Origin of the sequence: Methanobrevibacter sp. (assembly GCF_045586545.1) — an archaeon.
In the GTDB taxonomy this organism is placed as follows: Archaea; Methanobacteriota; Methanobacteria; order Methanobacteriales; family Methanobacteriaceae; genus Methanocatella.
Genome location: NZ_JAZNAN010000051.1, coordinates 1 through 20,321 on the forward strand (window position 1 = coordinate 1; position 20,321 = coordinate 20,321).

A 20,321-nucleotide genomic window follows, 5' to 3' on the forward strand; every position below is an offset into this window, starting at 1 on the left:
AACGGCAAAACTTATAAAGTTAAAACCAACTCCAAAGGTATTGCTCAAAAGTCACTTAAGAAGAATGTTATCAAAAAGCTTAAAAAAGGCAAAACTTACACTGTTAAAGTGACTTATCTTAAAGACACAATAAAAACAACAGTTAAAGTAAAATAGTATGATAAGTAAAAAAAGATAATAAATGGATGAGTTTTTCTCATCCAGTTTATATAAAAATATATATGAGTGATAAAATATGTCAATGAAAAATAAAATATCGGACTATATAACATTTCCAACAACTTTTGAGAACTATGCATGGTACAAACCATTAATTGTCATAATAGCAACTATGTTTATAATGCTCCTAATTGGAACGGCAATAATAATGATTACTTATCTGGTAGGTGGCGTTGATTTAGCTAGAACTGTTATGTCTGGAAAATTTGAAGCATTAAACTCTGCGATGCCTATAATTATCTCAGATCTTATTTTAATCATGTTCATTCCTTCATTGTATTTGGCATCAAAAATTGTTAATGACAGACCATTTTCCTCCTACTCATCTTCACGCGGAGGATGGAATTTCAAACTCTATTTCAAGGCATTAATAATACCGTTAATAATGTACATAGTATATCAGGGCATAGATTCTGCTCTTACTGGAGCAAAAGGAACATCTCAAATCTCAATAATGTTCTTAATAGCTATTTGCATCTTCGTGCCTCTCCAATCCATTGCAGAGGAATTCATGTTTCGAGGAGTTCTTTTGCAGACATTTGGATCATGGTTTAAAATACCTGTTTTAGCAATTGTCATTCAGGCAATAATATTTGCCCTATTCCATGGATATAACAGTTTCGGACTCTTTGGAATAATAGTTATGGGTCTTATCTACGGATTTTTCGCTTGGAAAACAAATGGTATTGAAGTAAGTTCTGCCATACATACCGCAAATAATTTCACTGTTGGTTTATTCGTCATGCTTGGACTCCACGCATCAACATCCACTCCGCAATTAGAGAGTGTTGCGGGAACAATTATTTTTGAAATAATACTATTTATTGTACTGTATTTGGTGGGCAAGAAAACAAATTGGTTCGGAGAAATACCTGAAACCTCTTAGAATCCATAGATTAAATAATAATAAATAACATGAACTTATACAAATGACTAATAATTAAAACAAAGTTGATAATATGACATCAATAGATAGATTTAATTTTGAAGATGAAGGTTATGATTTCCCGTTTTATAATAAAAATCCGTATATTCCCAAATGGGGATGGGTTGTCTTATTTGTTGCATTCATCGTTGGAACCGTTTTAGCAGTAATTACACAAAAGCTTCCTTTTATAATATTAGGCTGCATAGTGTTTATTGTGCCGGTTTTATATTTTTTAAAATGGGATTATAAAGCAATATTCAGGATGCCGTCCCGTAAAGATCTTGTCCTTATAGTGGCTCTTTTTGTAGGATATATTGTATATGGAATGGTAATGGAGATGATATTGAAGCAATTTGGAATAGTCAGCCCCGGAACTATGGGTTCAGAACCAGTAACAATCATGACATTAGTTACATCAATATTTTCACTGATGGGTGAGGAATTCTTTAAGTTCATCCCATTCATATTTTTCTTAAGAGTGATTTATAAATTATCAAATAATCGTAGATTGGCTGTGATCATTTCCGTTGCTATAATAATGGTGATGTTTGCCTGTTTCCATGCATATAACCCTACCATGTTAATATTTGCACTTTTCGTACAGGGTTTTGGTTCAATATTCGAGTTTTATGGATATATTAAAACCAAAAACCTAATTGTTCCGTACCTTACTCACTTATTAACGGACGAAATTATTTTCATCATTGCATTACTTGGAATTCCATTATGAACTACCCCCAGATTTACAGCTCGAAGATTTTTATTTCACGGGCTGTAAATACTAATGCATTTAAAATAAATAAAAATATTATAATATAACTCAAAAAAATAACTGAAACAAAGGACAATATAGTTTGTGATATAAAATTTAAACTGATACTTATGTTGGATAATATTAAATATTTTGCTGATAAATCAGAATCGTTAAAGGAAGCAAGAATTAATGTTAAAGAGATGTCAACAATAAAAGAGGTAGGCATTTTCATTGGTTTATTTTTGGTGATGTTTGTTATTTTGAACATATTTGAATTCATATTCATGTCAATTAGTCCCATTCCAGATGTAGTATTTTTTTCTATGGGCGGATTCATCATTGTTCCTTTTATAATATATTTCTATGTCACTAAAATAGAAAAGCGCAGTTGGAGAAGCATAGGATTTTCTAAAGGCAATGCACTTTCATCTACATTAAAAGGTTTATTGATTGGTTTTTTAATGTTTTCTGCAGTAGTGGCAATAGGCATGCTTCTTGGGCAGTTCAGGTTCAATGGATATAATTTGTCCTCATTAGTTTATCTGATTCCAGGTTTCATATTATTTGCTATCCAATGTTTTGGTGAGGAAATATATACTCGTGGCTGGACAATGACCTATTTCTATAAACGGCATGGAATATTTGCTGCGATGGTAATCAGCAGCATTGTTTTTGTTATTCCACATTTACTCAATACTGGAATTGATTTATTATCAGTTGTAAATATTTTCATTGTTGGAATAGTATTTGCAGTCCTGTTTTTGAGATTTGACAATATTTGGATTTGCGGCGGTGTTCATACAGCATGGAATTTTTCACAGGGAATCATATTCGGATTCAATGTAAGTGGCATTTCAACACCATCATTAATGAATTTTAGTCAAGCAGGCCAAAATTTAATCAATGGAGGTTCTTTTGGACCTGAATCCAGTTTAATTGCAACTGTTGTATTTGTTATTGTATTGATTTTAGTTATTTACTATCCTAAAAAATAGTCATATTTTCTACCATATCCCTTTTTGTCCGGATATTAATTAAAAAAATTTTTAGAGGATTTAAAAAGAGGATGTGGTGCAAAATTTTAAATTGATTCTCTATTTTTCATGATTATTTTGTCATGTGCTCTTTTTAAGTTGTATCCGGTTGAATATCTCCTTAAAAAGAAAAAAAGATTATTCATAATTGAATAATCATACGTTTTGAGTGTTTTCTGGGATTTCACCAAACCAATTGAATTTTTTATCCAATGCAAAAACAATTATGATTGGGATTACCAGGAAAACTAAATTCATCACAAAATCAATTGCACTGTTTGGTGATACTGTCTGCTGAAGACCTATTCCCAATGCAAGAAATGAAAACGTATTATTTACCGCATGCATTGCTGATGCTGATTCAAGACCTTGACCATACCAGGTTATCAAACCATATAAAAGTCCTACGCAAAATACTCCTATGGCTGCTAGTATCGCGTAATTATGCACTATGGAGAATATTGCTGCCTGAAGGACGATTGCCACAATAGGTATTTTAAACCATGATCCGAAGGTTTGCATCAGTAGTCCACGGCACAGGTATTCTTCCGCAAAACCCTGAAAGATTGGCAAAATTAAACACAATATGAGAACTGCAATTGAAGTATTGGTTATGCTTGGCATTCCTGAAGCTAAAAGAGGTATTAGTTGTAATGCTCCATAAACAATTAAAGTTATAATATATACTTTAATGTAAATACTCCAATTCCATTTCCTGACAGGTGCTATCTGTGTGGAAAACGGAATTTTATAGACCAATTTAAATCCAATATAAATGCCTGGAATCAACGCAATCATAGTAGTTGCTGAAACAATAACTTTTTCTATTCCACCTGCATTAGGGTTTGCTCCTGTAATTTTAAATACTGCAATTGATATCACCAAAGCAATTATTGCTGCTATAATTATTATTAAAAAAGGTTTATACCACGCATATGTTTCCAGAGTTGTTGGAAATGTTGTAAATTCTTTTTCTTCATTTTTTTCAAACAGTTTTGATAAGTTCATAAAATTACTCCATTTTTTTCAAATCAAATAAGATTCACATTTAAAAATAACTTAAACGAACATTGTTATTTTCAATTTTATGTATGTATCACTTTTTAATTTAAATTATATAAAAGTGACTGAAAAATAGATAAATTTCATAACTTAATGTTTAACTGTATGTTTTCAATTAAAAACAGCACAATTAATGGAATCTCCTAATATTACCATCACCTTAAAAAATCACTTTTGGAGGACAATCAAATATCTTTTTAATGTTCGAAAACAAAAATTAAAATATGAAAGGGATTTTTGAATTTATTGAAAAATATTTTTTCATTGTAATATTGTTGGCGGTAGCTATTTCTCTAGTTTATCCAAATTCATTTAAATGGGTTTTAAGTGAATATAATGGCATCAATATTATTAATTTACTTTTAAGTATTGTTCTTTTTACAATGGGAACCACATTGAAAGTTGATGACTTTATTAATGTGTTCAGGAATCCTAAAGAAATTGCAGCTGGAATTTCAGCACAATATATCATAATGCCTCTTTTGGCATTTATTCTTGCAAGTGTATTTTCCCTGGATACTGCTTTGACAGTTGGACTAATTCTTGTTGGAACTGTGCCTGGGGGAACAGCATCTGATGTCATCACTTTTCTTGCAAAAGGGGATGTGGCATTGTCCGTTTCTTTAACTGCAGTTTCTACTGTGATTTACCCATATTAACTCCATTAATCACATTATTGTTAATAGGTAATCAAATTCATTTCAATCCGGTTGACCTATTCATTTCAATTGTTCAGATAGTGATTGTCCCACTTATTTTAGGTTTAATCTTGAATTACAAATTCCCTAATTTTTGTGAAAAATTAAAAGATTATTTGCCTACAGTATCATCTATTGTAATTTGTTTAATCGTTGCAGGAGTGATTAGAGCTAATAAACAAGCTATTTTAACTTCATCCTATATAATACTCATTGTCATTGTCCTACAATATATCCTTGCAATGCTAATTGGATTTGGAATTGGACGCCTTGTAGGAATGGGCAGAAAACAGATAATTACAATAGCTATCGAACTGGCATTTCAAAATTCAGGTTTGTCAACTAGCCTTGCAAAAACCCATTTTCCAAACTTGTCTCAGGCAACTGTTCCCGGTGCGCTTTATTCTGTCTTGCAGAATTTTGCAGGATCAATTCTTGCCTATGCATTCAGAAAATATTATTCCTGACTGTCTCATCTCTCAAGGCCGATGCAGTTCAACGGATAGGGGGTTTCTAGTAGATAGTCATTTCTACTTAATACTTTTTTGATTTAATAAACTGTTAAACAGGAACAAATGATAAGTAAGTGATATTTTCTATGATGTCATCATTTATATCACTTTAAATTTCAATTAATTATTCTTCTCTTAACCTTTCTATACTATAGTTTAGATGTGGTTGGTTAATTAAATTTGTGGATAATGTTGTGCTATTTCAGTTAGTTTTTATTTTATGTTCATGAAAATAACGAATATTATAATATCTATTATTTTTTTTGCATACTTGCGAGTTTGAACTTATGTACTTTTATTTAAATTTATAAAAAGTAGCTATAATATAGTGATATTTATATATTATAAGTAATAAATTACATAATAAAGAATTTATGTGGAGGACATATTTAATGGCAGATTCAATTATTTTACTTGAAGAAAGAAAAGAAGTCACAACCTTCTTATTGGATGAAGGCACCATCACTGCAACTACCGTTACAACTCCTACCGGAGAAACTCCTGGATATGAATATGCTGGAGACAAGGTTAAAGTTGATGATGCCGTAACACTCTCAGAAAATTCAGATATCGGAAAACCTACAGTTAAAAAATACACTGCAGCTGAAGGTGAAATCATTTTAGGCATTGCAGTTAACGATCCAGTCACCATGAGTGGGGGCAGAAGAAAAACCGCAATTCTAGTATTAGGACATCTGTTCAGACTGAAATTAGCTAGCGGTTTATCCAACATTAAAGTCAATGACAGAATAGCTTTGTCAAGCACTGGAGCTATCAAATCCAATGATGGTGAATACATTGCAATGCATCCTGTAGAAAGCTCAGACGATTACAATTACATTGAAGTATTCAGACCTTACGATATAACCGAATAGATGGTGATAAAGAAATGATTACAAAAGGAAATGATACCAAAGTTCAAAACGAGGTAATAGCTCAAACCATTACCGATGAAACTGCAAAAAGATTAAAATTAGCCAGATTGTTTCCTAAACAAGAAATCAAAGAGAACTCCGATTACTACACTTACTTCAGACAAAACATCAATCTCGATGAAGCTATCAAAAAAGGTCTTTTAGGTGAAGCCAAAGACATTGCACCAGGTGCAAGCTTACAAGAGCTAAACATCAGAAAACCTGTAACCGACACAATTTCCATTGATACTGTCGGTGGTGTGCTTAACGTTAATAAGGACATCTTTGATTCAGACATTGTTTCATTTGAGGACTTATTAGGTGATGTAGCTACCGTTATTGCAAACCGTATTGAATACAACATTTACGATACTTTAATATCTTCACCAAACGTTCCGCAGTACAATACTACTCAAACTGAAGATACAATGGAGGCATACGGCCAGTTCATCATCAAGGCACAGGAAGCTTTCAAAGGCAATGCCGGAGCAGGTGCTGATTTAACCATCATGGCTGAATCTTACAAAACATTAAGCTATGTAAAACAATTAGCTTACTCATCCAACAAACTGGTTCAGCCTGTTGAAGACATTAAGGAATACTATGGCATTGACAACATTGATCTTTTGGGAACCACCCAAGCAGACGGAGGATCATTAGTAGGTGACAAACAATACATAGGTTTTGATCTTCGTAATGCTCCATTGACAGTATTGTATTCCAAATCTTCCGGAACTACCGTTGCACCAATTACCAGTGATGAAAACATTGCAGACTTCTATCCAATCATTGAAATCATGCGTAAAGACATCTACGATGAGTTACCTCAATATACAAAATTGTTCATACAAAGTAAAGTAGGAATATTGTTGAATAAACCAGGACTTGCCTTAAAAGGTACCTGCAGACCATAAGGAGGTGATTGTTAATGTTAACCAAAGGAAATGATGCTAAAGTACAAAATGAAGTTATGGCCCAGATTGTTGCTGACACTTCTGCAAAGTGGATGAAATTCACCAGATTATTACCAAAGCAGGAAATTGAAGAAAACTCCCAATACTACACCTACATGTCACAAAGAGTTAATATCGAGGAAGCTATTCAGTCCGGTGTTCTTGGTGAGGCTAAAGACATCGCTCCGGGCGCTACCCTTCAGGAACTGAACGTGAGAAAACCAATTTCAGAAACTATCTCCATTGATACCATTGGTGGTGTCCTGAATGTTTCAGCACAGATGTTGGATTCCAATTTAATCAGCGTTAACGATATGCTTCAGGATGTTGGTATTCTTATCGGTCGTAGCATTGAAAAGGCAGCTATTGACATGATTATGAATTCCTCCAAAGTAGCTACCTATGACTTTGAAGCCGGTGATGATACTGGAATGACCATCCTTAAAGCTCAGGAAAAATTCAAAGAGTCAGCAGGAAGCTTTACCAATCTGAATTCAATGGCCGTCAGCTATAAATCATTGACCACATTAAAGTCAGATATCTTTTCAAGCAACAGACAGGTCGAACCGGTAGAGTTAATCAAAAGCTATTATGGTGTTGACAACATTGATATCTTAGGAACTGCTGTCTGTGACGGAGGTTCCGAGATGGGTGACAAAACCTACATTGGTATGGACTATATAAACCCTGGAATGAAATTGTTATACTCAAGAACTACTGGAACAACTGTTGCTCCTTTAGGACCTGATGGTGAGATGTATGACTTTTATCCATTGATTGAATTCATGCGCAAGGACATCCGTGATGAACTGCCGATGTATACAAAGCTGTTCATACTTTCAAGTGTTGGTGTTTTAATGAATGCTCCTAACAGAATCATCAAAGGTAACTTCAGAGCATAAAACCATAATTAAAATCTCCTCACCCTTTCGTGGGAACGTGTAGGGATAAAAGAATATTAAATCTCTGATTTAGTGAAGTTTTAGTTGCTTTTTCTTCACTACATCTTCTGCTACGAGTTTAACTCCGAATCCATAAAAATAGCTGGGTTTTACTCTCTTCCCAGCTATATATCTTAAACAGAAAAAACAATATAATTATGAGGCAATAACAATGAAACTAATTCTTGATACTGAAAACTCACATCCAACAACAATAACAGTTAAAGGAAAAGAAATAACATTACTGTTAGTAGAATCCAGTATCCTAATTGACTCATCACAAATAGCTAAGATATTTGACAAGAAAGAAAAGACTGTAGCCGGTAAAGTACAGAAATCTAAACTTGAAAAATACGAAACAGAGAATATTAAGCTATTAAAGAATTATGGATTGATGAATCCCGATGCAGTTAAGCCTAGACCTTTTTATGATCTTCGCCAAATGTTGGAAGGGCCTGCACAATATTACTTCAAACAAATTGATGATCTTGATCTCATTGATGTTATTATCAGAGTAGCAATTGGCAAGCATCGTGAGTGGATCCATAATCGTAGTATTGACAACTATTAAATGATTCCATATACATAACATTTTAAAAACCACTTTTATTTGCTCAAACACAACCGTTAATGTCAATGTCGATTCATCATATTGCATCTAAAACACTAACTGTTGATTTTATTGATGATATCTTTGCGTAAACATTGATTGTTTTAACACTTGGAAATGACATTATTTTTTATTATATAATTTATATAAAAAACATAATAAATAAGATAATACAAATTATAATGTATGTCAGATAATTATATTAGCTGGACAAGCTTTTGTCAAGCGATGAATTCGATAGCCTACTGGCTTGTCCAAAACCAAAAGAAATACAAGAAACGTGACCATTACCAGATATTAACATTAAAAGGTAATTGTAAAGACATAGAAAAGAAGGCAAAGAAATTAGGAAGCGATAAGCTAGTGGCTATGTATGCAATGGCAGCTATTAAAGATAACAAGTCATTGGATTTCCTTCCAAACTATGTAACATTAAAAAACAAGGAACAAATCGATAAGGCTGAATATGTGGACATGGCCATAAGAACTGAAAGTTATATCAGAGCAAACGGAAGGCTTCCGGCTATTGTATATCGCAAATCAACATTACCGGACTATGACGATTCAACAATGAAGTTATTTATAAAGACTTATACTTTCAAAGGCAATAGTATTGATGAAGCTTTAGCAGTAATAGCTAACAAGAAATTGTATAGCAAATACTTTGATTCACAAAAAACAGACAAGAAAACAATAACAGATGCTAAAGCCGGTAAAGGCTCCAACTGTGTCGACTGGGGACAAGTATATTATAGAATAGCTAAATCATTAGGTTATGATGTGCAGTTTGTCCATGTCAGATGTCGTGTAAGTGGCACTGGCCACATCAGATTAAGATTAAGACATAAAAAACATACTGGAGGAAATTGGATTAACCGTGATCCTGCTGCAGTGGCAGATGCGACTTCAGGAAATGTAAGGTCAATCTGGTGTGAGGATGGTTATTTAATAGCTTACGATCCATCTTGGATATTTGCAGATTTATATTCAAGTTAACAGTTAATGTTAACTCTTTTTATTTTTTATATTATCTCAATGTTAAACTATTCAAAATAAACTTTTTAAAACGGTTTAATACAATATAAAGAATTTATCTTAAGAATTTTTTTTCGTGAAAAATATTACTTTTCAAATGCTCTCCCTCTTTGCTTATATACTTTCCAATAATAAACCTATTACTTACCAACACGACTGAAGGTGTATATAAATGATTGGTAAAAATGATACAAGTTTATTAAATTGGATTTATAAGCATGTAGTTGACTTCACTGCTGAAGATGACACCTCATGTTTGACATGGGAGAGTACAAACAAGGAAGCGTTAAGTTTCATAAACAGCATTCCCAAAAAAGCAAGAGTTCAGGAATACGGAATTTATGCAGGTAAAAGCCATCTTTTTGCAGTGGTTGAATTCGATGATCTTGAAGAAGGCTTGAAAGAAGGAGTAATATCTGAAAAGACATGCAGGTTAATCTACACATGGAACAAGGAAGTCGGCCGTGAAAACTGGGATATGGATGATGTCATGTATGCATTGTATCCAGCACTCGGAAGACACATGAGCAGGAATTTTCTTTATTCGAATATAAAAAATCTGGTGGACCTTGAGGTAATGGAATGTGTAAATCCTGATACAGAACATGGCAGAATGTATATAATAACCGAAAAGGGTGAAAGAGTGCTTGGACTGTTATAGATTAGAATTTGAATTGAAATAACATTTACACTGACCATCAGCTATTCAAAAACCACATATTAAAACCATTGCATATATACTCCGGTTTGAAAATAAAATCCAAAACTGAAAACGTTACCGTTAATGTAAAAACCGTTCCATTAAATTAAAGGAAAAAAGTAGCTATTGATTATACCAAGTGCATCATCTATTATTATCATAGATGGTCTTGTATGAGAAACCATATGCATGTAATGATAATTTTATATAATTGAAATAATAAAATATTATATTAATTATTATATACAGGTTGTAATAGCTATGGCCAATATTAATAATACATCATCCTATATGGATGAAGACAAAAAGCAAATTATCAAAGAGTCCAACTATACCTTTAGGGATGCTCTTGAAGTTTCATCTTATCTCATTGAAACCGGCAAGTTCGAAAGATTCTATAAAGAAATGCAGATTCATGACCTTCAAAAGGAACTTGATGAAATGGATGAATAGGACTCTTAAAAATTAAGTTTTCAAAAAGTAGTAATACAAAATTATATTATTACTTTTATATCTTTTTTTATATAAATTACATAATATTATTATATATAAAAATACATAATACATATTATGACACCCGAAAAAACCAACATCAGCGCAAGAGTTGAAATAACACTCAAGAAAATTGTTGAAGAATCAAGTTTTACCCATAAGGATGCCTATGAGCTTGGAGCAATGCTTATTGCTATCGGTGATGCCAACCGAACAATAATATCCATACGCAACAACCCAAATTATGATAAAATCATAAAACAAAGGGAATACAAGTTAATCGAAGAGAGAAAACTCCAGCTTGAAAGAGAATTAAGAAATCTATAGGAGGACACTATGGGTAGAGGAAATTCAGACATAATCTATTTTCTAGAACAGCACGAACAGGAAATAATAAATTGCTGCAGAAAAGGCATGAGCAACAATGAAGTCATAGAACTCCTAAAAACAAAATATGGCCGTGATGTAGCAGAAATTACCTACAGGAAATTCAAGGCAAAGCTAAACCTAACTAAAAGTGATTTTCTCGAAACTTTATTGGATGAAATTCAGGTAATGAAAACCACTGGTGCAACAGATGCCAATGTCAGAAGATGGCTTGAAGAGGAACACGAAATAGAAGTAAGCAGATCCACATTCTCAAGATTCAAAAAGAAATATCATCTAACAGATACTGACAAGGATCCAAGAGAAAACAACAAAAAGGCTTTAACAGAAAGAGCCATCACACAAAAACAGATAACAGACAACAATGTTCACCAGGACAATATAGATTTAGCTATTGATACAATATTGCAGCAGCAGGTCACAGACATAAAAACTGGCCTTGACAATCTTGACAAGATTACCAAAAATGCAGTTGGACTTGAAATCGACTTTGCAAAGCTCGACCAGGAAGTAAGATACAACGCCAATGAAAAAAGCTTAGCCAGATATTTAATCGATATTACAGAACTTAAAATCAGATACTTGGAATTATCTGTCAAAGCATTTGAAGCCAAAAACAGGTTATTCAAAGATGAAATGGACAGGCTATTCAAAAATCGTGTATTGGAATTGGAAGATAAGAAAATTGAAATCTCACAAAAGGATATTATGGAAGAAATAGAAATCCTTGCAAAACAAATTGATGATAACAATGTATGATGAGAAAGATGAATTCTATCTTAGCGCTAAAGATAAAGCTATTCTTCAGAAGTGCGTATATGAAAATCCATATATACCATTCTCTCCTTTTCCAAAGCAGGCTGAAATGATTCTAGCCACTGAAAAGGAAGTATTGATTGGTGGTGCTGCAGGTGGTTCCAAATCAACCAGTTTGTTAATGAGGGCATTGTTCTATGTTGAGGATGACGTGAATGAATACCATGCCCTCATCTTGAGACGTACATTATCTGACCTGAAGCGTAAAGGAGCTTTAATTCATAAAGCTAGCCAGTGGTTAAATCGAAAGGAAGTTCAAAATAATGCAAGCATCAAACCAAAGTGGGATGGAACCGAACATTCATGGACATTTCCCAATGGAAATTCACTAACTTTCGGATATTTGAGAAACATCAATGACCTTGACACATATCAGGGTTCTGAATATCAGTTCATAGGCATTGATGAGTTAACCCAATTGGAGAGATTCAAATATATTTACATGAGGTCAAGAGTTCGTAAAACTAAAGACAACAAGCTACCAACACAGTTGATGTGTTCCAGTAATCCTGGTAAGCGTGGAAACAAATGGGTAAGAGAAAGATTCATTGAAAAGATTGATGAGGACATACAGGATAAAACTCAGATAAGATTCATCAGCTCCAGCTATTTGGATAATATCTATCTGGACAGAAAAGACTATGAAGAATACCTTATGGGTCTTGATAGGGTAACAAGAGAGCAGTTAATGAACGGTAATTGGTATGCTTCCATCAAAGGTCAGCTATTCGATGAATCAGACTTCCACATAATCTCTCATGATGAATACATGAAAATACCAATCGTTAAAGTCATTAGGTATTGGGATCTTGCAGCTACTGAAGTATTGAATGATGATAAATTGAAAAATCAGGATCCAGATTATACTGCTGGAGTCATGCTGGCTAAAGATCTATCTGGAAATATTTACATCCTGGACTCATATGAATTCCAATTGGAATCCCGAAACCTGATCAATGAGATACTAAATACTGCAGCTCGTGACAAGTCAGATGTTCAGTATATTGAACTCGATGGAAGCACAGGCAAAAACTTCGGATTATTAATTATTGATGAGTTATCAAGAAGAGGGTTCACTACAGGCACTGGTAACTCAAGAGAAAACAAAATCGATAGGGCAAGAAGAGTTTCAGCTGATATCCAGAAGAATGGAATTTTCCTAGTTGGGAGGGATAGAACAGGGTTTACCAAAAAATGGGCCATGGAATTTTTAGAAAAAATAACAGCTTATCCGAATGAAGCAATCCATGATGACTGTGTCGTAGCATTCACAGGAGCTTATGAAAAAATAGCTAATGAAAATCAGACTAAAAGAGTTGATGTGGATAGATGGTATTCCACATAAACTTCTTAGTATTCATCTTTGTTTTCATTATACTTTTTTAATACACTCTCCCAGTAGTTTGTATCTACTTTAATGTCTGTTAACAATGCCCAGTCAAGAATGTCTTCTAAAGTTTCACCGTCAATTCCCAGCACTTCAATAGCTTTTTCCATCAAGCTATCGTCCAGAATTAATCTTGCATTGTAGTCATTCCACAGAAATCTCCAGGCCTTGTCTTTTTCAGCATTTTCTTTTTGCTTGATTTTCTCTTGGATATTGTTGTTTTGATTCAGCAGATATAAGTCGGCTTGAAGTTTTCCTATTTTTTTGAGGATTTTGTTTGCATCTGAAACAGGAAATGTTCCGTTCAGATAATTCCTCAGGCAGCTTTCAAAAAACGAACTTATATTTGGAATCTGTTCTCTTGCATCTTTCAATAGCTCTGCATCGATTGTCACGTTAATGTTCTTTTTTGTCATACGTTCCTCCATATCAGTAATACCATTTCGAAAAAGGTATGTGGGGTGTTTGAAATTTACCCACGTACCCCTGTTACCCATGTACCCACATAATTTAAAAAATCTCCTTATAGTGTTTTTTTAATATTTGAATATGCAATGTCAAAAATTCCCTCACGCTTAATGCCTCTTTCATGACATAAAAGACCGCATTCCATTTTCAATTGCTTTAATGTTTCATCAGATAATATTTGACCTTCCATTTCCTGTTTGGCTATTATCATATCTTCTATATCTGAAAGGACATTCAGTTCATCATTTGAATAGACTCCGTGCAGTTCACCTGCTGTTGCCAATGTCAATCCCAAACCGCTTAAAGCTTCCTTGTAGATGTCAATAGCTTCAATGGCATCACTTACTGTTGCCTCGCTTCGGTATTCACATTTTGCTCTAGCTATTGTCAGTCTCTCCAAAGCTTTCAGGTCTCTGGGGGTGATTGGCTTTCCGTCACTTGACTGTAAGGCGGTCTGTCTTGTATCAACATAAAACTCCCTAAGCAGTATCTTTGCGTCATTACTGAGAACCGGAAAGCAGTTGGCTTTTATCCATGTGATGTATTTTTTGAATAGGTCAACATCCAGAATTTCAGATTCATCGGCAATGAAATCCTTATTCAACAGTGCATCTGCAAGCTTAGAATCCTTTTCCTTATCAACATCATCCTTTAGGACAAATATCAAATCAAAACGGGAGAGGTTGGATTCAGGTATATCCAACTGTTCCCGATATAATTTGTACGGATCGAACTTGCTGTACTTGGGATTTGCTCCTGCAAGTATTGATGTTCTCGCTGACATGATCTGGTGGAGTCCTGCTTTTGCTGATGATACGCATGACTGCTCCATTGGTTCGTTGAGTGATTTCTGTGCAGATGCGGGGAGCTTGTCATATTCGTCAATGCTCAGTATTCCTGTATCTGCAAGCACGGCTACTCCAGCTTCCATTGTCCATGTCCCGGTCAGTTCGTCTCTTACTGTTGTTACTGTCAGTCCTGCTTTGGATGAGTTGGTTCCGGATATGGTGATGTTTTTAGGTGCACGTTGCTTTACTGATTGAATCAGTTGACTTTTACCTATTCCTGGGTCGCCTATGAGTAGGGCGTGTATTGTCCATCTGTCCATATGGCTGGTTTTGAACGTATCGTTGGATGGACGGTTTCCTTCAAATAGCTGAAGTATCAAACCCTTCTTGACATTTTCATAGCCGTAAACTTCAGGAGCTATGCTTCTGCACAGCAGTTCAAAAATATCCTCCTTTCCAGATAGCTCAATTATCTCGGCCACATCCTCTTCAGATATTCTTGAATCTTCAAAAACATCATCCACCTGAGTAATGTTGTGGATATGGATTAAAAACTCATAGCCGTCACGTTTGTTTCTGGATTTAATAGGTTCAATCTTGAAAAATCCGCATACATTAACGACATCGCCGACTTTCAGATTGGTGAATGGGGATGCAAGATAATCCAGTACAATAGCTTTGAATTCTCTTGTCGAGCCTCCGCTTCTAAGTTCAAGGGGTTCTTCGAGTTTCAGTAGTCTGTAATTGCGGTAAGTGCTTGAGTCCTTGTTGAATCTCATTGATTTGCTGGTTCCTGCACAGTCCATTGCGTCACACAATGTCGGTCGGATGCTTTGCTGTGTGGGGTCTGTGACCTCTACATAATGCAGCTTTCCGCATTCTCTGCAGATAAAGCATGCAGTTTTCAAATCAACCCTTACATCTGTTATGTTTTTAATCATTGCTTTTGTGCTTATCCATTTGTTGTTGTTTGTTGCATCCAAGTCATGGAGGTTGTCTTTTTCAGGCACATTCATGAGTTTTAGGGTAACGTTGCCAGTATTGAAGTATTCATCCATCTGATCAATATATGTGTAGATTTGATGTTTCCAGAAATCCTTTCCGGTCTGATCTAGCAGATATTGGTTTAAGGCTTCATAATCAATACTGACTTTACACTGTTTGTTTTGAGATTTGAGTTGGTCAATCTCTTTTTGATGTGTTTTTTTAATGTAGTTTATCAACAGTGCTTTACCACTAGCCATTTGAGTTTACCTCACTATTTAACCTGGACGTCACGTACAATGAAGCTGTAATATGTGTAGCTTCCTGTTTTCTCTTTGACTTGAATTGTCATTTCACTTAATCTGTTTACAAACTCACGGTATTCGGCAAGGTCAACATTTCTGAGGATATTGGATTTGCCGACTGAACCTGCATTTTCCAATTCTAAAATGGAAGTGATAAAGTCAAAGAGCACGCTTCCTTTTCTGATGTTTTTGTGAATGTCTCCGTCGTTTTTGAGGTTGACGTTGATTTCAATGTATAGTTGGTCATCATCCTGGAAGAGGAATAGCTTGAACCTGTTGACTGTCTTTTCTTCACCGTCATCGTCAAAGGTGTATGAGGTTACTGATGACATTTCCGGTCTGCCTCTAAGTAGTTTGTCATGTTCAAAGTCTTTCAGTTCTGCTTTTTCATAACCTTCAGGGATTTCTACTATTTCCTCATAATCTAACTCGGTACCAGTAAATATTGTTTGTTTAGTATTTTCAAAGCTCATGTTATCATCTCACTAAAAATATTAAAAGAGGATTTAGCTTTTATCCTCTTTCATGAATTTTGATTGGCTTGGTGCAATCATTTTTTCTGCTGTCATCTCTTCAGCTGAGACTTCTCCTGCTCCAATAAGTTCAGCTATTGCACGGTTGGTTGCACGTGTCTTTGCAGTGCTCATTATGGTGTGGTCTGAGACTTTGTCTTTTCCTTTCTCAGACCTGGAGCATAGTGCATCTGATTCAACGCTACGGCCATTAGGTAGAGTTGCACGTACGCAATAATACGCTTCACGTACTCTTCCCATTTTGGTTCGCTCAATATCACGGTCTACAATTTCAGTGTCAACATTGAATGCACGTGATAGCTTCTGCCATGCTGATTTTTTCTTGAAGTGTCTTTTCACTTTAACGTAGTTTCCGTCTTCATCTTTTTCTTTAACGATTATTTCCTGATAATCTGTTTCGTTTAATAATCCTTTGCATAGTTTTTGATAGGCGTCCCACTGTTCAATTGCTACATCAACATTTGGGACATTGTCTTGTGTTATTAATCCAGCATCTTGTGGATTTCCTATTAATTCAGCTTTTACCATTCATATCACCTTTTTTTATAATACTCCAAAGCTTGTGGTTATGATTCCAAACCATCCTATAGCTATGGCAAATATGATGCTTCCAATCCAAATGAATTTTGGACTGCATTTTACCGGTTCGGGTTTCGGATCTAGTCTTTTAGGCTTGGACATTTATCGGCCTCCTGAGGTAATGGAAATTTCAACAATCCAGTTCAGGTTGATTATTCTAACCATTCCGGATTCCTTTTGAATTCTTGCAATGTTTTCATCCAGCAATTTGAATTCATCTGATTTTTCAAGTAGGAATCTCAAGTTATCGTTTGTTGATGTGAACTCAACAAAGAAACCGTCCTTAAGCTTTTCCTGCATTTCGAGAATTGTTTTTTCCATTTTTACCAGCTCTTTTGTTTTTTCTAAATCCGACAATCCAGCATTCACCTTTTTTGAATTTGATGAATGCAGTATCACCATAGCTTGCGTATTGAATCAGTGGCAATAGTTTTTCATGAATCCTGGTGAGGTATGCTTTTCCCATACCCCTTACCAGTGCAGTGCCGTCATCTTCAATATTGATGATTTTTTCTTCGATATCATATTTGGCAACCTTAATCTCACCTTTGTGAGTTAAAATGCCATGATAGTTGTCTTCGAATTGATTTTGAGATTCAAACATACTATACCACATCGTCTATACAGTATCCGTGAAAGTCGCAGTCGAAGGTGCAGTTTTCACAGTTGCTCAAATCAGCTTCAGGATAAAAGATAGAAATATCAGAGATTTCCATATTTCTCACCTAATACATCAATTCTTCTAAGTAGTCTCCACATCATTTCCCAGTCTTCTCTTGGGATTATGACATGAGGTATGCCGTTTATTTCTTTTTCTAACATGTTTTGGTCAACTCGTTTTGTATTGTTATTTATAATTCGACAGTCTAGGGAATTGAAAATTATATTTACTTCTTTATTTTTCAATCCCGTCTCCAGTTCTTCGATTTCATACATCTCGAAGAAATCGTTTTCATTGCTGATGTTGTCTTCCTCACATACTTCACAGATGACTTCGCTCAGTCTTTCGAAGCTCATCGGGGAGTATATGGGTTCCTTCAGCAATGGCTTTGATATCCATTTTCTCAGTTCATACATTTTTGGTCAACTCGCATTTGTCTTCTCGTTGTCTTGTGGACAAGTCATTGAAGTTTGTATGTTGATTCAGCTTTTTCAAAAATAGATGTCAAAGTCAAGGGTGAAAGTTTAAAATGAAATAATAAAAATAGAATTCTGTTCAATTTCCAGAATATTTAATATACGATAAACATTGCCCAATTTGTGGAAATATTTATATATTTATTGAAATATATTAAATAACTGGGTTAAGTTTTGAACAGTAATTATTTTAAACATGTTTTGGTCGACTCGTTTAACTATTTTTATTATTCATTACTAACCCCTATTGACTTATGATCTTTTTTTTGAACTTTTTTATTCACATCCTGTAGACACCATTTTTTTTAACAGTGCCAATGTTTTTACCTTGTCTCAAAAAATTTTACTTCACGATGAAAGCAATATTTCATAGTGAGGTCAATTTTACAAAGTCAAGGCAATTACTATTTTTGGAGTTTTGAATTTATAAAACTTTCTATTCAATTTAATAGATATTGTTTAGAAAAATTAGTAAAAGTATATTGATTTGTTTAGCCATAAAAATAAAACACCGTTGTTTTTCAAATTCGTGTTTAGAAAAAAATAAGAAATTTTGTTGAATGTATAGAATTCAACAAAAATCAAAAAAGCTATGCTGTGCCTTCCTCATATTTCTTTTTAAGGAAGTCCAGATCAGCCCTCATATCTGTCAATTCATTTCGTAGCTCATTGTTTTCCTCTTCCATTTGAACATATTCAGGTGAATAGATATTGTACTCTCTAACGTCAGTCATTATCAAAACACCTTCAATAGCTTCCATGTACTCCCTGAATAATGCGTCCTCATCCTCAAAAAAGTAAACATCATTGACAGCACCGTTACTTTTGCCCTGAAGTACATTAATAGAATATGTGTCCATTCCATGCTTTTTAAGATTTGTTGCATGGTACTTACGAAGCATGTGTCCTCGCAGACGGTTGTATCCTTTGATGCCTTCCTCCGGTCTTCCTCCAACAGTGCCTAAATTTAAAGCATCATTCAATTGGCCGAATTTCATTGTAAAGTAATGTGTAGATATTTTAAATAGCTTATCATGAGGTTTTAATTCTGTTTGGCCATTTTCTGGGTTATCTTTTAGCTTTTCATTTCTAAGTTCAAGATATGCCATGATGTATCGTGTTGCTTCATCGGTATTGAATGTAATGAAGAATTTTTTTGTTTTGCTTCTTCTGCTATTCCATGTAGGAATCAGCTGTCCTTCAAACTCTTTCATTTTAGCTATTGCAGTCATTATATCATCATCTTCGTCATGATATCTTTTTGTTGCATCAAGGAAATTCTGTATGGTCAGGTTTCTTGCATCAATTTTGCTCATGCCACTGCTAACTAAAAATAAGATTAGTGCTTTCATTATAGGTTCAGCTATTTCAACAGCTTCCTGTAGGATTTCACGTGTTGGAAGATCTTTAGCTGTAATGGGTGTTCTCATTAATGCATTCCTGTCATTGAAAGGTGGCAGCTTGTGTATTTCTATATCGTTGTGATGATAGAATTGTTTAACCAGTTTAAGGTAGTGTTTAGCGCTGTTTAATGTTAGTGTTTCTTTGCAGTGGTTCATGTAGGCTGTTAATCTTTTTTTGAGTTTTGTTTTTTTCCAACGAACACCTGCTTCTTCTTCAGCATCTGCTTCATCCAGTAGCTCTTGTAGATTTTTGCCTTGAAATCTGCAATAATGAGCTAATGTGTATTTCATGCCATGGTATGAACTCTGTGACAAGCCACGGGTGGCTACATACTCTCTTATTAAAATTTCATTTATATCTGTCATTTTTGGTCAACTCGCTATACAGTAAGTATGTTATATATTTCTGTATTTCATATAGTAAAAACTTCTAGCGAGAGCATTTGGTAAGTATTCAAAATTTTGTATATTCTCCGATTGTAAGTATTTTTTTAAAAATATACTTACTTGGAACTTTAAATTTTGTGTTACCTAAATAACCAAAAAAGAGTTACTATACAATTTTTCGATGAACTACTTTTTGTTAGTATATAAAGTTTTCTATTTTTATTACTAAAAGTAATTAAAAATTAATTCTTTTAATCTTTTGTTTTTCATATAATTAATAGGTTATTTTATAAAA

At 34.3% G+C, this 20,321-nt stretch carries 25 protein-coding genes; 15 read left to right on the plus strand and 10 right to left on the minus strand.

The window, feature by feature from the left end:
* The first annotated feature begins 367 nt into the window (after positions 1 to 367).
* The 3 genes from ACKI3D_RS04180 to ACKI3D_RS04190 all read left to right on the plus strand — a co-directional run bounded on the left by ACKI3D_RS04180 (position 368) and on the right by ACKI3D_RS04190 (position 2,896).
* Complete coding sequence (locus ACKI3D_RS04180; protein WP_407392500.1) at positions 368 to 1,105, plus strand: CPBP family intramembrane glutamic endopeptidase; 738 nt, start codon at positions 368 to 370, stop codon at positions 1,103 to 1,105.
* 73 nt (positions 1,106 to 1,178) lie between these two features.
* Positions 1,179 to 1,877, plus strand: a complete 699-nt coding sequence (locus tag ACKI3D_RS04185; RefSeq protein WP_407392501.1) for a hypothetical protein — start codon at positions 1,179 to 1,181, stop codon at positions 1,875 to 1,877.
* Between the two features lie 152 nt (positions 1,878 to 2,029).
* Complete coding sequence (locus ACKI3D_RS04190; protein WP_407392502.1) at positions 2,030 to 2,896, plus strand: CPBP family intramembrane glutamic endopeptidase; 867 nt, start codon at positions 2,030 to 2,032, stop codon at positions 2,894 to 2,896.
* Positions 2,897 to 3,091: 195 nt separating this feature from the next.
* Here ACKI3D_RS04190 and ACKI3D_RS04195 read toward each other — a convergent pair whose 3' ends face one another.
* On the minus strand, positions 3,092 to 3,817 hold the full coding sequence (locus ACKI3D_RS04195; RefSeq protein WP_407392503.1) for a CPBP family intramembrane glutamic endopeptidase: 726 nt from the start codon (positions 3,815 to 3,817) through the stop codon (positions 3,092 to 3,094).
* Positions 3,818 to 4,221: 404 nt separating this feature from the next.
* Between ACKI3D_RS04195 and ACKI3D_RS04200 the strand changes: the two genes are divergently transcribed.
* The 12 genes from ACKI3D_RS04200 to ACKI3D_RS04255 all read left to right on the plus strand — a co-directional run bounded on the left by ACKI3D_RS04200 (position 4,222) and on the right by ACKI3D_RS04255 (position 13,400).
* Entirely contained in the window at positions 4,222 to 4,656 is a 435-nt protein-coding gene (locus ACKI3D_RS04200) for a bile acid:sodium symporter family protein (protein ID WP_407392504.1), read from the plus strand.
* Positions 4,657 to 4,673: 17 nt separating this feature from the next.
* Positions 4,674 to 5,162: a bile acid:sodium symporter family protein gene (locus ACKI3D_RS04205; protein ID WP_407392505.1), complete on the plus strand. Its 489-nt coding sequence runs from the start codon at positions 4,674 to 4,676 to the stop codon at positions 5,160 to 5,162.
* 437 nt (positions 5,163 to 5,599) lie between these two features.
* Positions 5,600 to 6,082 (plus strand): hypothetical protein, encoded by a 483-nt coding sequence (locus tag ACKI3D_RS04210; protein WP_407392506.1) that lies wholly within the window; start codon positions 5,600 to 5,602, stop codon positions 6,080 to 6,082.
* Positions 6,083 to 6,096: 14 nt separating this feature from the next.
* A complete protein-coding gene (locus tag ACKI3D_RS04215; RefSeq protein ID WP_407392507.1) occupies positions 6,097 to 7,035 on the plus strand; it encodes a hypothetical protein in 939 nt (312 codons plus the stop codon).
* A 14-nt stretch (positions 7,036 to 7,049) separates the two neighbouring features.
* On the plus strand, positions 7,050 to 7,976 hold the full coding sequence (locus ACKI3D_RS04220) for a hypothetical protein (protein ID WP_292896523.1): 927 nt from the start codon (positions 7,050 to 7,052) through the stop codon (positions 7,974 to 7,976).
* 211 nt (positions 7,977 to 8,187) lie between these two features.
* Positions 8,188 to 8,586 (plus strand): hypothetical protein, encoded by a 399-nt coding sequence (locus ACKI3D_RS04225; RefSeq protein ID WP_407392508.1) that lies wholly within the window; start codon positions 8,188 to 8,190, stop codon positions 8,584 to 8,586.
* Between the two features lie 225 nt (positions 8,587 to 8,811).
* The gene (locus ACKI3D_RS04230) at positions 8,812 to 9,621 is read left to right on the plus strand and encodes a pseudomurein-binding repeat-containing protein (RefSeq protein WP_407392509.1); all 810 of its coding nucleotides are present in this window, start codon (positions 8,812 to 8,814) and stop codon (positions 9,619 to 9,621) included.
* Positions 9,622 to 9,832: 211 nt separating this feature from the next.
* Positions 9,833 to 10,321 (plus strand): hypothetical protein, encoded by a 489-nt coding sequence (locus ACKI3D_RS04235; protein WP_407392510.1) that lies wholly within the window; start codon positions 9,833 to 9,835, stop codon positions 10,319 to 10,321.
* 300 nt (positions 10,322 to 10,621) lie between these two features.
* Positions 10,622 to 10,813 (plus strand): hypothetical protein, encoded by a 192-nt coding sequence (locus ACKI3D_RS04240; protein ID WP_405289621.1) that lies wholly within the window; start codon positions 10,622 to 10,624, stop codon positions 10,811 to 10,813.
* 117 nt (positions 10,814 to 10,930) lie between these two features.
* The gene (locus ACKI3D_RS04245) at positions 10,931 to 11,179 is read left to right on the plus strand and encodes a hypothetical protein (protein ID WP_405289620.1); all 249 of its coding nucleotides are present in this window, start codon (positions 10,931 to 10,933) and stop codon (positions 11,177 to 11,179) included.
* Between the two features lie 9 nt (positions 11,180 to 11,188).
* Positions 11,189 to 11,998, plus strand: a complete 810-nt coding sequence (locus tag ACKI3D_RS04250; protein ID WP_405289618.1) for a hypothetical protein — start codon at positions 11,189 to 11,191, stop codon at positions 11,996 to 11,998.
* Positions 11,991 to 13,400, plus strand: a complete 1,410-nt coding sequence (locus tag ACKI3D_RS04255) for a phage terminase large subunit (protein ID WP_407392511.1) — start codon at positions 11,991 to 11,993, stop codon at positions 13,398 to 13,400. The genes ACKI3D_RS04250 and ACKI3D_RS04255 overlap by 8 nt, the downstream gene beginning before the upstream one ends.
* A 5-nt stretch (positions 13,401 to 13,405) precedes the next feature.
* On the opposite strand, the gene ACKI3D_RS04260 is transcribed toward ACKI3D_RS04255, so the two are convergent.
* The 9 genes from ACKI3D_RS04260 to ACKI3D_RS04300 form a co-directional block, all read right to left on the minus strand.
* The gene (locus ACKI3D_RS04260; RefSeq protein ID WP_407392512.1) at positions 13,406 to 13,858 is read right to left on the minus strand and encodes a type II toxin-antitoxin system CcdA family antitoxin; all 453 of its coding nucleotides are present in this window, start codon (positions 13,856 to 13,858) and stop codon (positions 13,406 to 13,408) included.
* 107 nt (positions 13,859 to 13,965) lie between these two features.
* Positions 13,966 to 15,942: an ATP-binding protein gene (locus ACKI3D_RS04265; protein ID WP_407392513.1), complete on the minus strand. Its 1,977-nt coding sequence runs from the start codon at positions 15,940 to 15,942 to the stop codon at positions 13,966 to 13,968.
* Positions 15,943 to 15,956: 14 nt separating this feature from the next.
* Positions 15,957 to 16,460: a hypothetical protein gene (locus ACKI3D_RS04270; protein WP_405289614.1), complete on the minus strand. Its 504-nt coding sequence runs from the start codon at positions 16,458 to 16,460 to the stop codon at positions 15,957 to 15,959.
* Between the two features lie 33 nt (positions 16,461 to 16,493).
* Positions 16,494 to 17,048, minus strand: a complete 555-nt coding sequence (locus tag ACKI3D_RS04275) for a hypothetical protein (protein ID WP_407392514.1) — start codon at positions 17,046 to 17,048, stop codon at positions 16,494 to 16,496.
* Between the two features lie 15 nt (positions 17,049 to 17,063).
* A complete protein-coding gene (locus tag ACKI3D_RS04280) occupies positions 17,064 to 17,201 on the minus strand; it encodes a hypothetical protein (RefSeq protein WP_405289612.1) in 138 nt (45 codons plus the stop codon).
* On the minus strand, positions 17,202 to 17,420 hold the full coding sequence (locus ACKI3D_RS04285; RefSeq protein WP_405289611.1) for a hypothetical protein: 219 nt from the start codon (positions 17,418 to 17,420) through the stop codon (positions 17,202 to 17,204).
* On the minus strand, positions 17,383 to 17,703 hold the full coding sequence (locus ACKI3D_RS04290) for a hypothetical protein (RefSeq protein WP_407392515.1): 321 nt from the start codon (positions 17,701 to 17,703) through the stop codon (positions 17,383 to 17,385). Before ACKI3D_RS04290 ends, ACKI3D_RS04285 begins: the two co-directional genes overlap by 38 nt.
* A 98-nt stretch (positions 17,704 to 17,801) precedes the next feature.
* Entirely contained in the window at positions 17,802 to 18,116 is a 315-nt protein-coding gene (locus ACKI3D_RS04295; protein ID WP_407392516.1) for a hypothetical protein, read from the minus strand.
* A gap of 710 nt (positions 18,117 to 18,826) precedes the next feature.
* Entirely contained in the window at positions 18,827 to 20,005 is a 1,179-nt protein-coding gene (locus tag ACKI3D_RS04300; protein WP_407392517.1) for a hypothetical protein, read from the minus strand.
* Between the last annotated feature and the right edge of the window lie 316 nt (positions 20,006 to 20,321).

Excerpts from the sequence above, each read along its gene's own strand:
- ACKI3D_RS04180 (WP_407392500.1), top strand. The coding sequence starts at position 368 with ATGATTACTTATCTGGTAGGTGGCGTTGATTTAGCTAGAACTGTTATG.
- ACKI3D_RS04185 (WP_407392501.1), top strand. The coding sequence starts at position 1,179 with ATGACATCAATAGATAGATTTAATTTTGAAGATGAAGGTTATGATTTC.
- ACKI3D_RS04190 (WP_407392502.1), top strand. The coding sequence starts at position 2,030 with ATGTTGGATAATATTAAATATTTTGCTGATAAATCAGAATCGTTAAAG.
- ACKI3D_RS04200 (WP_407392504.1), top strand. The coding sequence starts at position 4,222 with ATGAAAGGGATTTTTGAATTTATTGAAAAATATTTTTTCATTGTAATA.
- ACKI3D_RS04210 (WP_407392506.1), top strand. The coding sequence starts at position 5,600 with ATGGCAGATTCAATTATTTTACTTGAAGAAAGAAAAGAAGTCACAACC.
- ACKI3D_RS04215 (WP_407392507.1), top strand. The coding sequence starts at position 6,097 with ATGATTACAAAAGGAAATGATACCAAAGTTCAAAACGAGGTAATAGCT.
- ACKI3D_RS04220 (WP_292896523.1), top strand. The coding sequence starts at position 7,050 with ATGTTAACCAAAGGAAATGATGCTAAAGTACAAAATGAAGTTATGGCC.
- ACKI3D_RS04225 (WP_407392508.1), top strand. The coding sequence starts at position 8,188 with ATGAAACTAATTCTTGATACTGAAAACTCACATCCAACAACAATAACA.
- ACKI3D_RS04230 (WP_407392509.1), top strand. The coding sequence starts at position 8,812 with ATGTCAGATAATTATATTAGCTGGACAAGCTTTTGTCAAGCGATGAAT.
- ACKI3D_RS04235 (WP_407392510.1), top strand. The coding sequence starts at position 9,833 with ATGATTGGTAAAAATGATACAAGTTTATTAAATTGGATTTATAAGCAT.
- ACKI3D_RS04240 (WP_405289621.1), top strand. The coding sequence starts at position 10,622 with ATGGCCAATATTAATAATACATCATCCTATATGGATGAAGACAAAAAG.
- ACKI3D_RS04245 (WP_405289620.1), top strand. The coding sequence starts at position 10,931 with ATGACACCCGAAAAAACCAACATCAGCGCAAGAGTTGAAATAACACTC.
- ACKI3D_RS04250 (WP_405289618.1), top strand. The coding sequence starts at position 11,189 with ATGGGTAGAGGAAATTCAGACATAATCTATTTTCTAGAACAGCACGAA.
- ACKI3D_RS04255 (WP_407392511.1), top strand. The coding sequence starts at position 11,991 with ATGTATGATGAGAAAGATGAATTCTATCTTAGCGCTAAAGATAAAGCT.
- ACKI3D_RS04260 (WP_407392512.1), bottom strand. The coding sequence starts at position 13,858 with ATGACAAAAAAGAACATTAACGTGACAATCGATGCAGAGCTATTGAAA.
- ACKI3D_RS04265 (WP_407392513.1), bottom strand. The coding sequence starts at position 15,942 with ATGGCTAGTGGTAAAGCACTGTTGATAAACTACATTAAAAAAACACAT.
- ACKI3D_RS04270 (WP_405289614.1), bottom strand. The coding sequence starts at position 16,460 with ATGAGCTTTGAAAATACTAAACAAACAATATTTACTGGTACCGAGTTA.
- ACKI3D_RS04275 (WP_407392514.1), bottom strand. The coding sequence starts at position 17,048 with ATGGTAAAAGCTGAATTAATAGGAAATCCACAAGATGCTGGATTAATA.
- ACKI3D_RS04280 (WP_405289612.1), bottom strand. The coding sequence starts at position 17,201 with ATGTCCAAGCCTAAAAGACTAGATCCGAAACCCGAACCGGTAAAATGC.
- ACKI3D_RS04285 (WP_405289611.1), bottom strand. The coding sequence starts at position 17,420 with ATGGAAAAAACAATTCTCGAAATGCAGGAAAAGCTTAAGGACGGTTTC.
- ACKI3D_RS04290 (WP_407392515.1), bottom strand. The coding sequence starts at position 17,703 with ATGTTTGAATCTCAAAATCAATTCGAAGACAACTATCATGGCATTTTA.
- ACKI3D_RS04295 (WP_407392516.1), bottom strand. The coding sequence starts at position 18,116 with ATGAGCTTCGAAAGACTGAGCGAAGTCATCTGTGAAGTATGTGAGGAA.
- ACKI3D_RS04300 (WP_407392517.1), bottom strand. The coding sequence starts at position 20,005 with ATGACAGATATAAATGAAATTTTAATAAGAGAGTATGTAGCCACCCGT.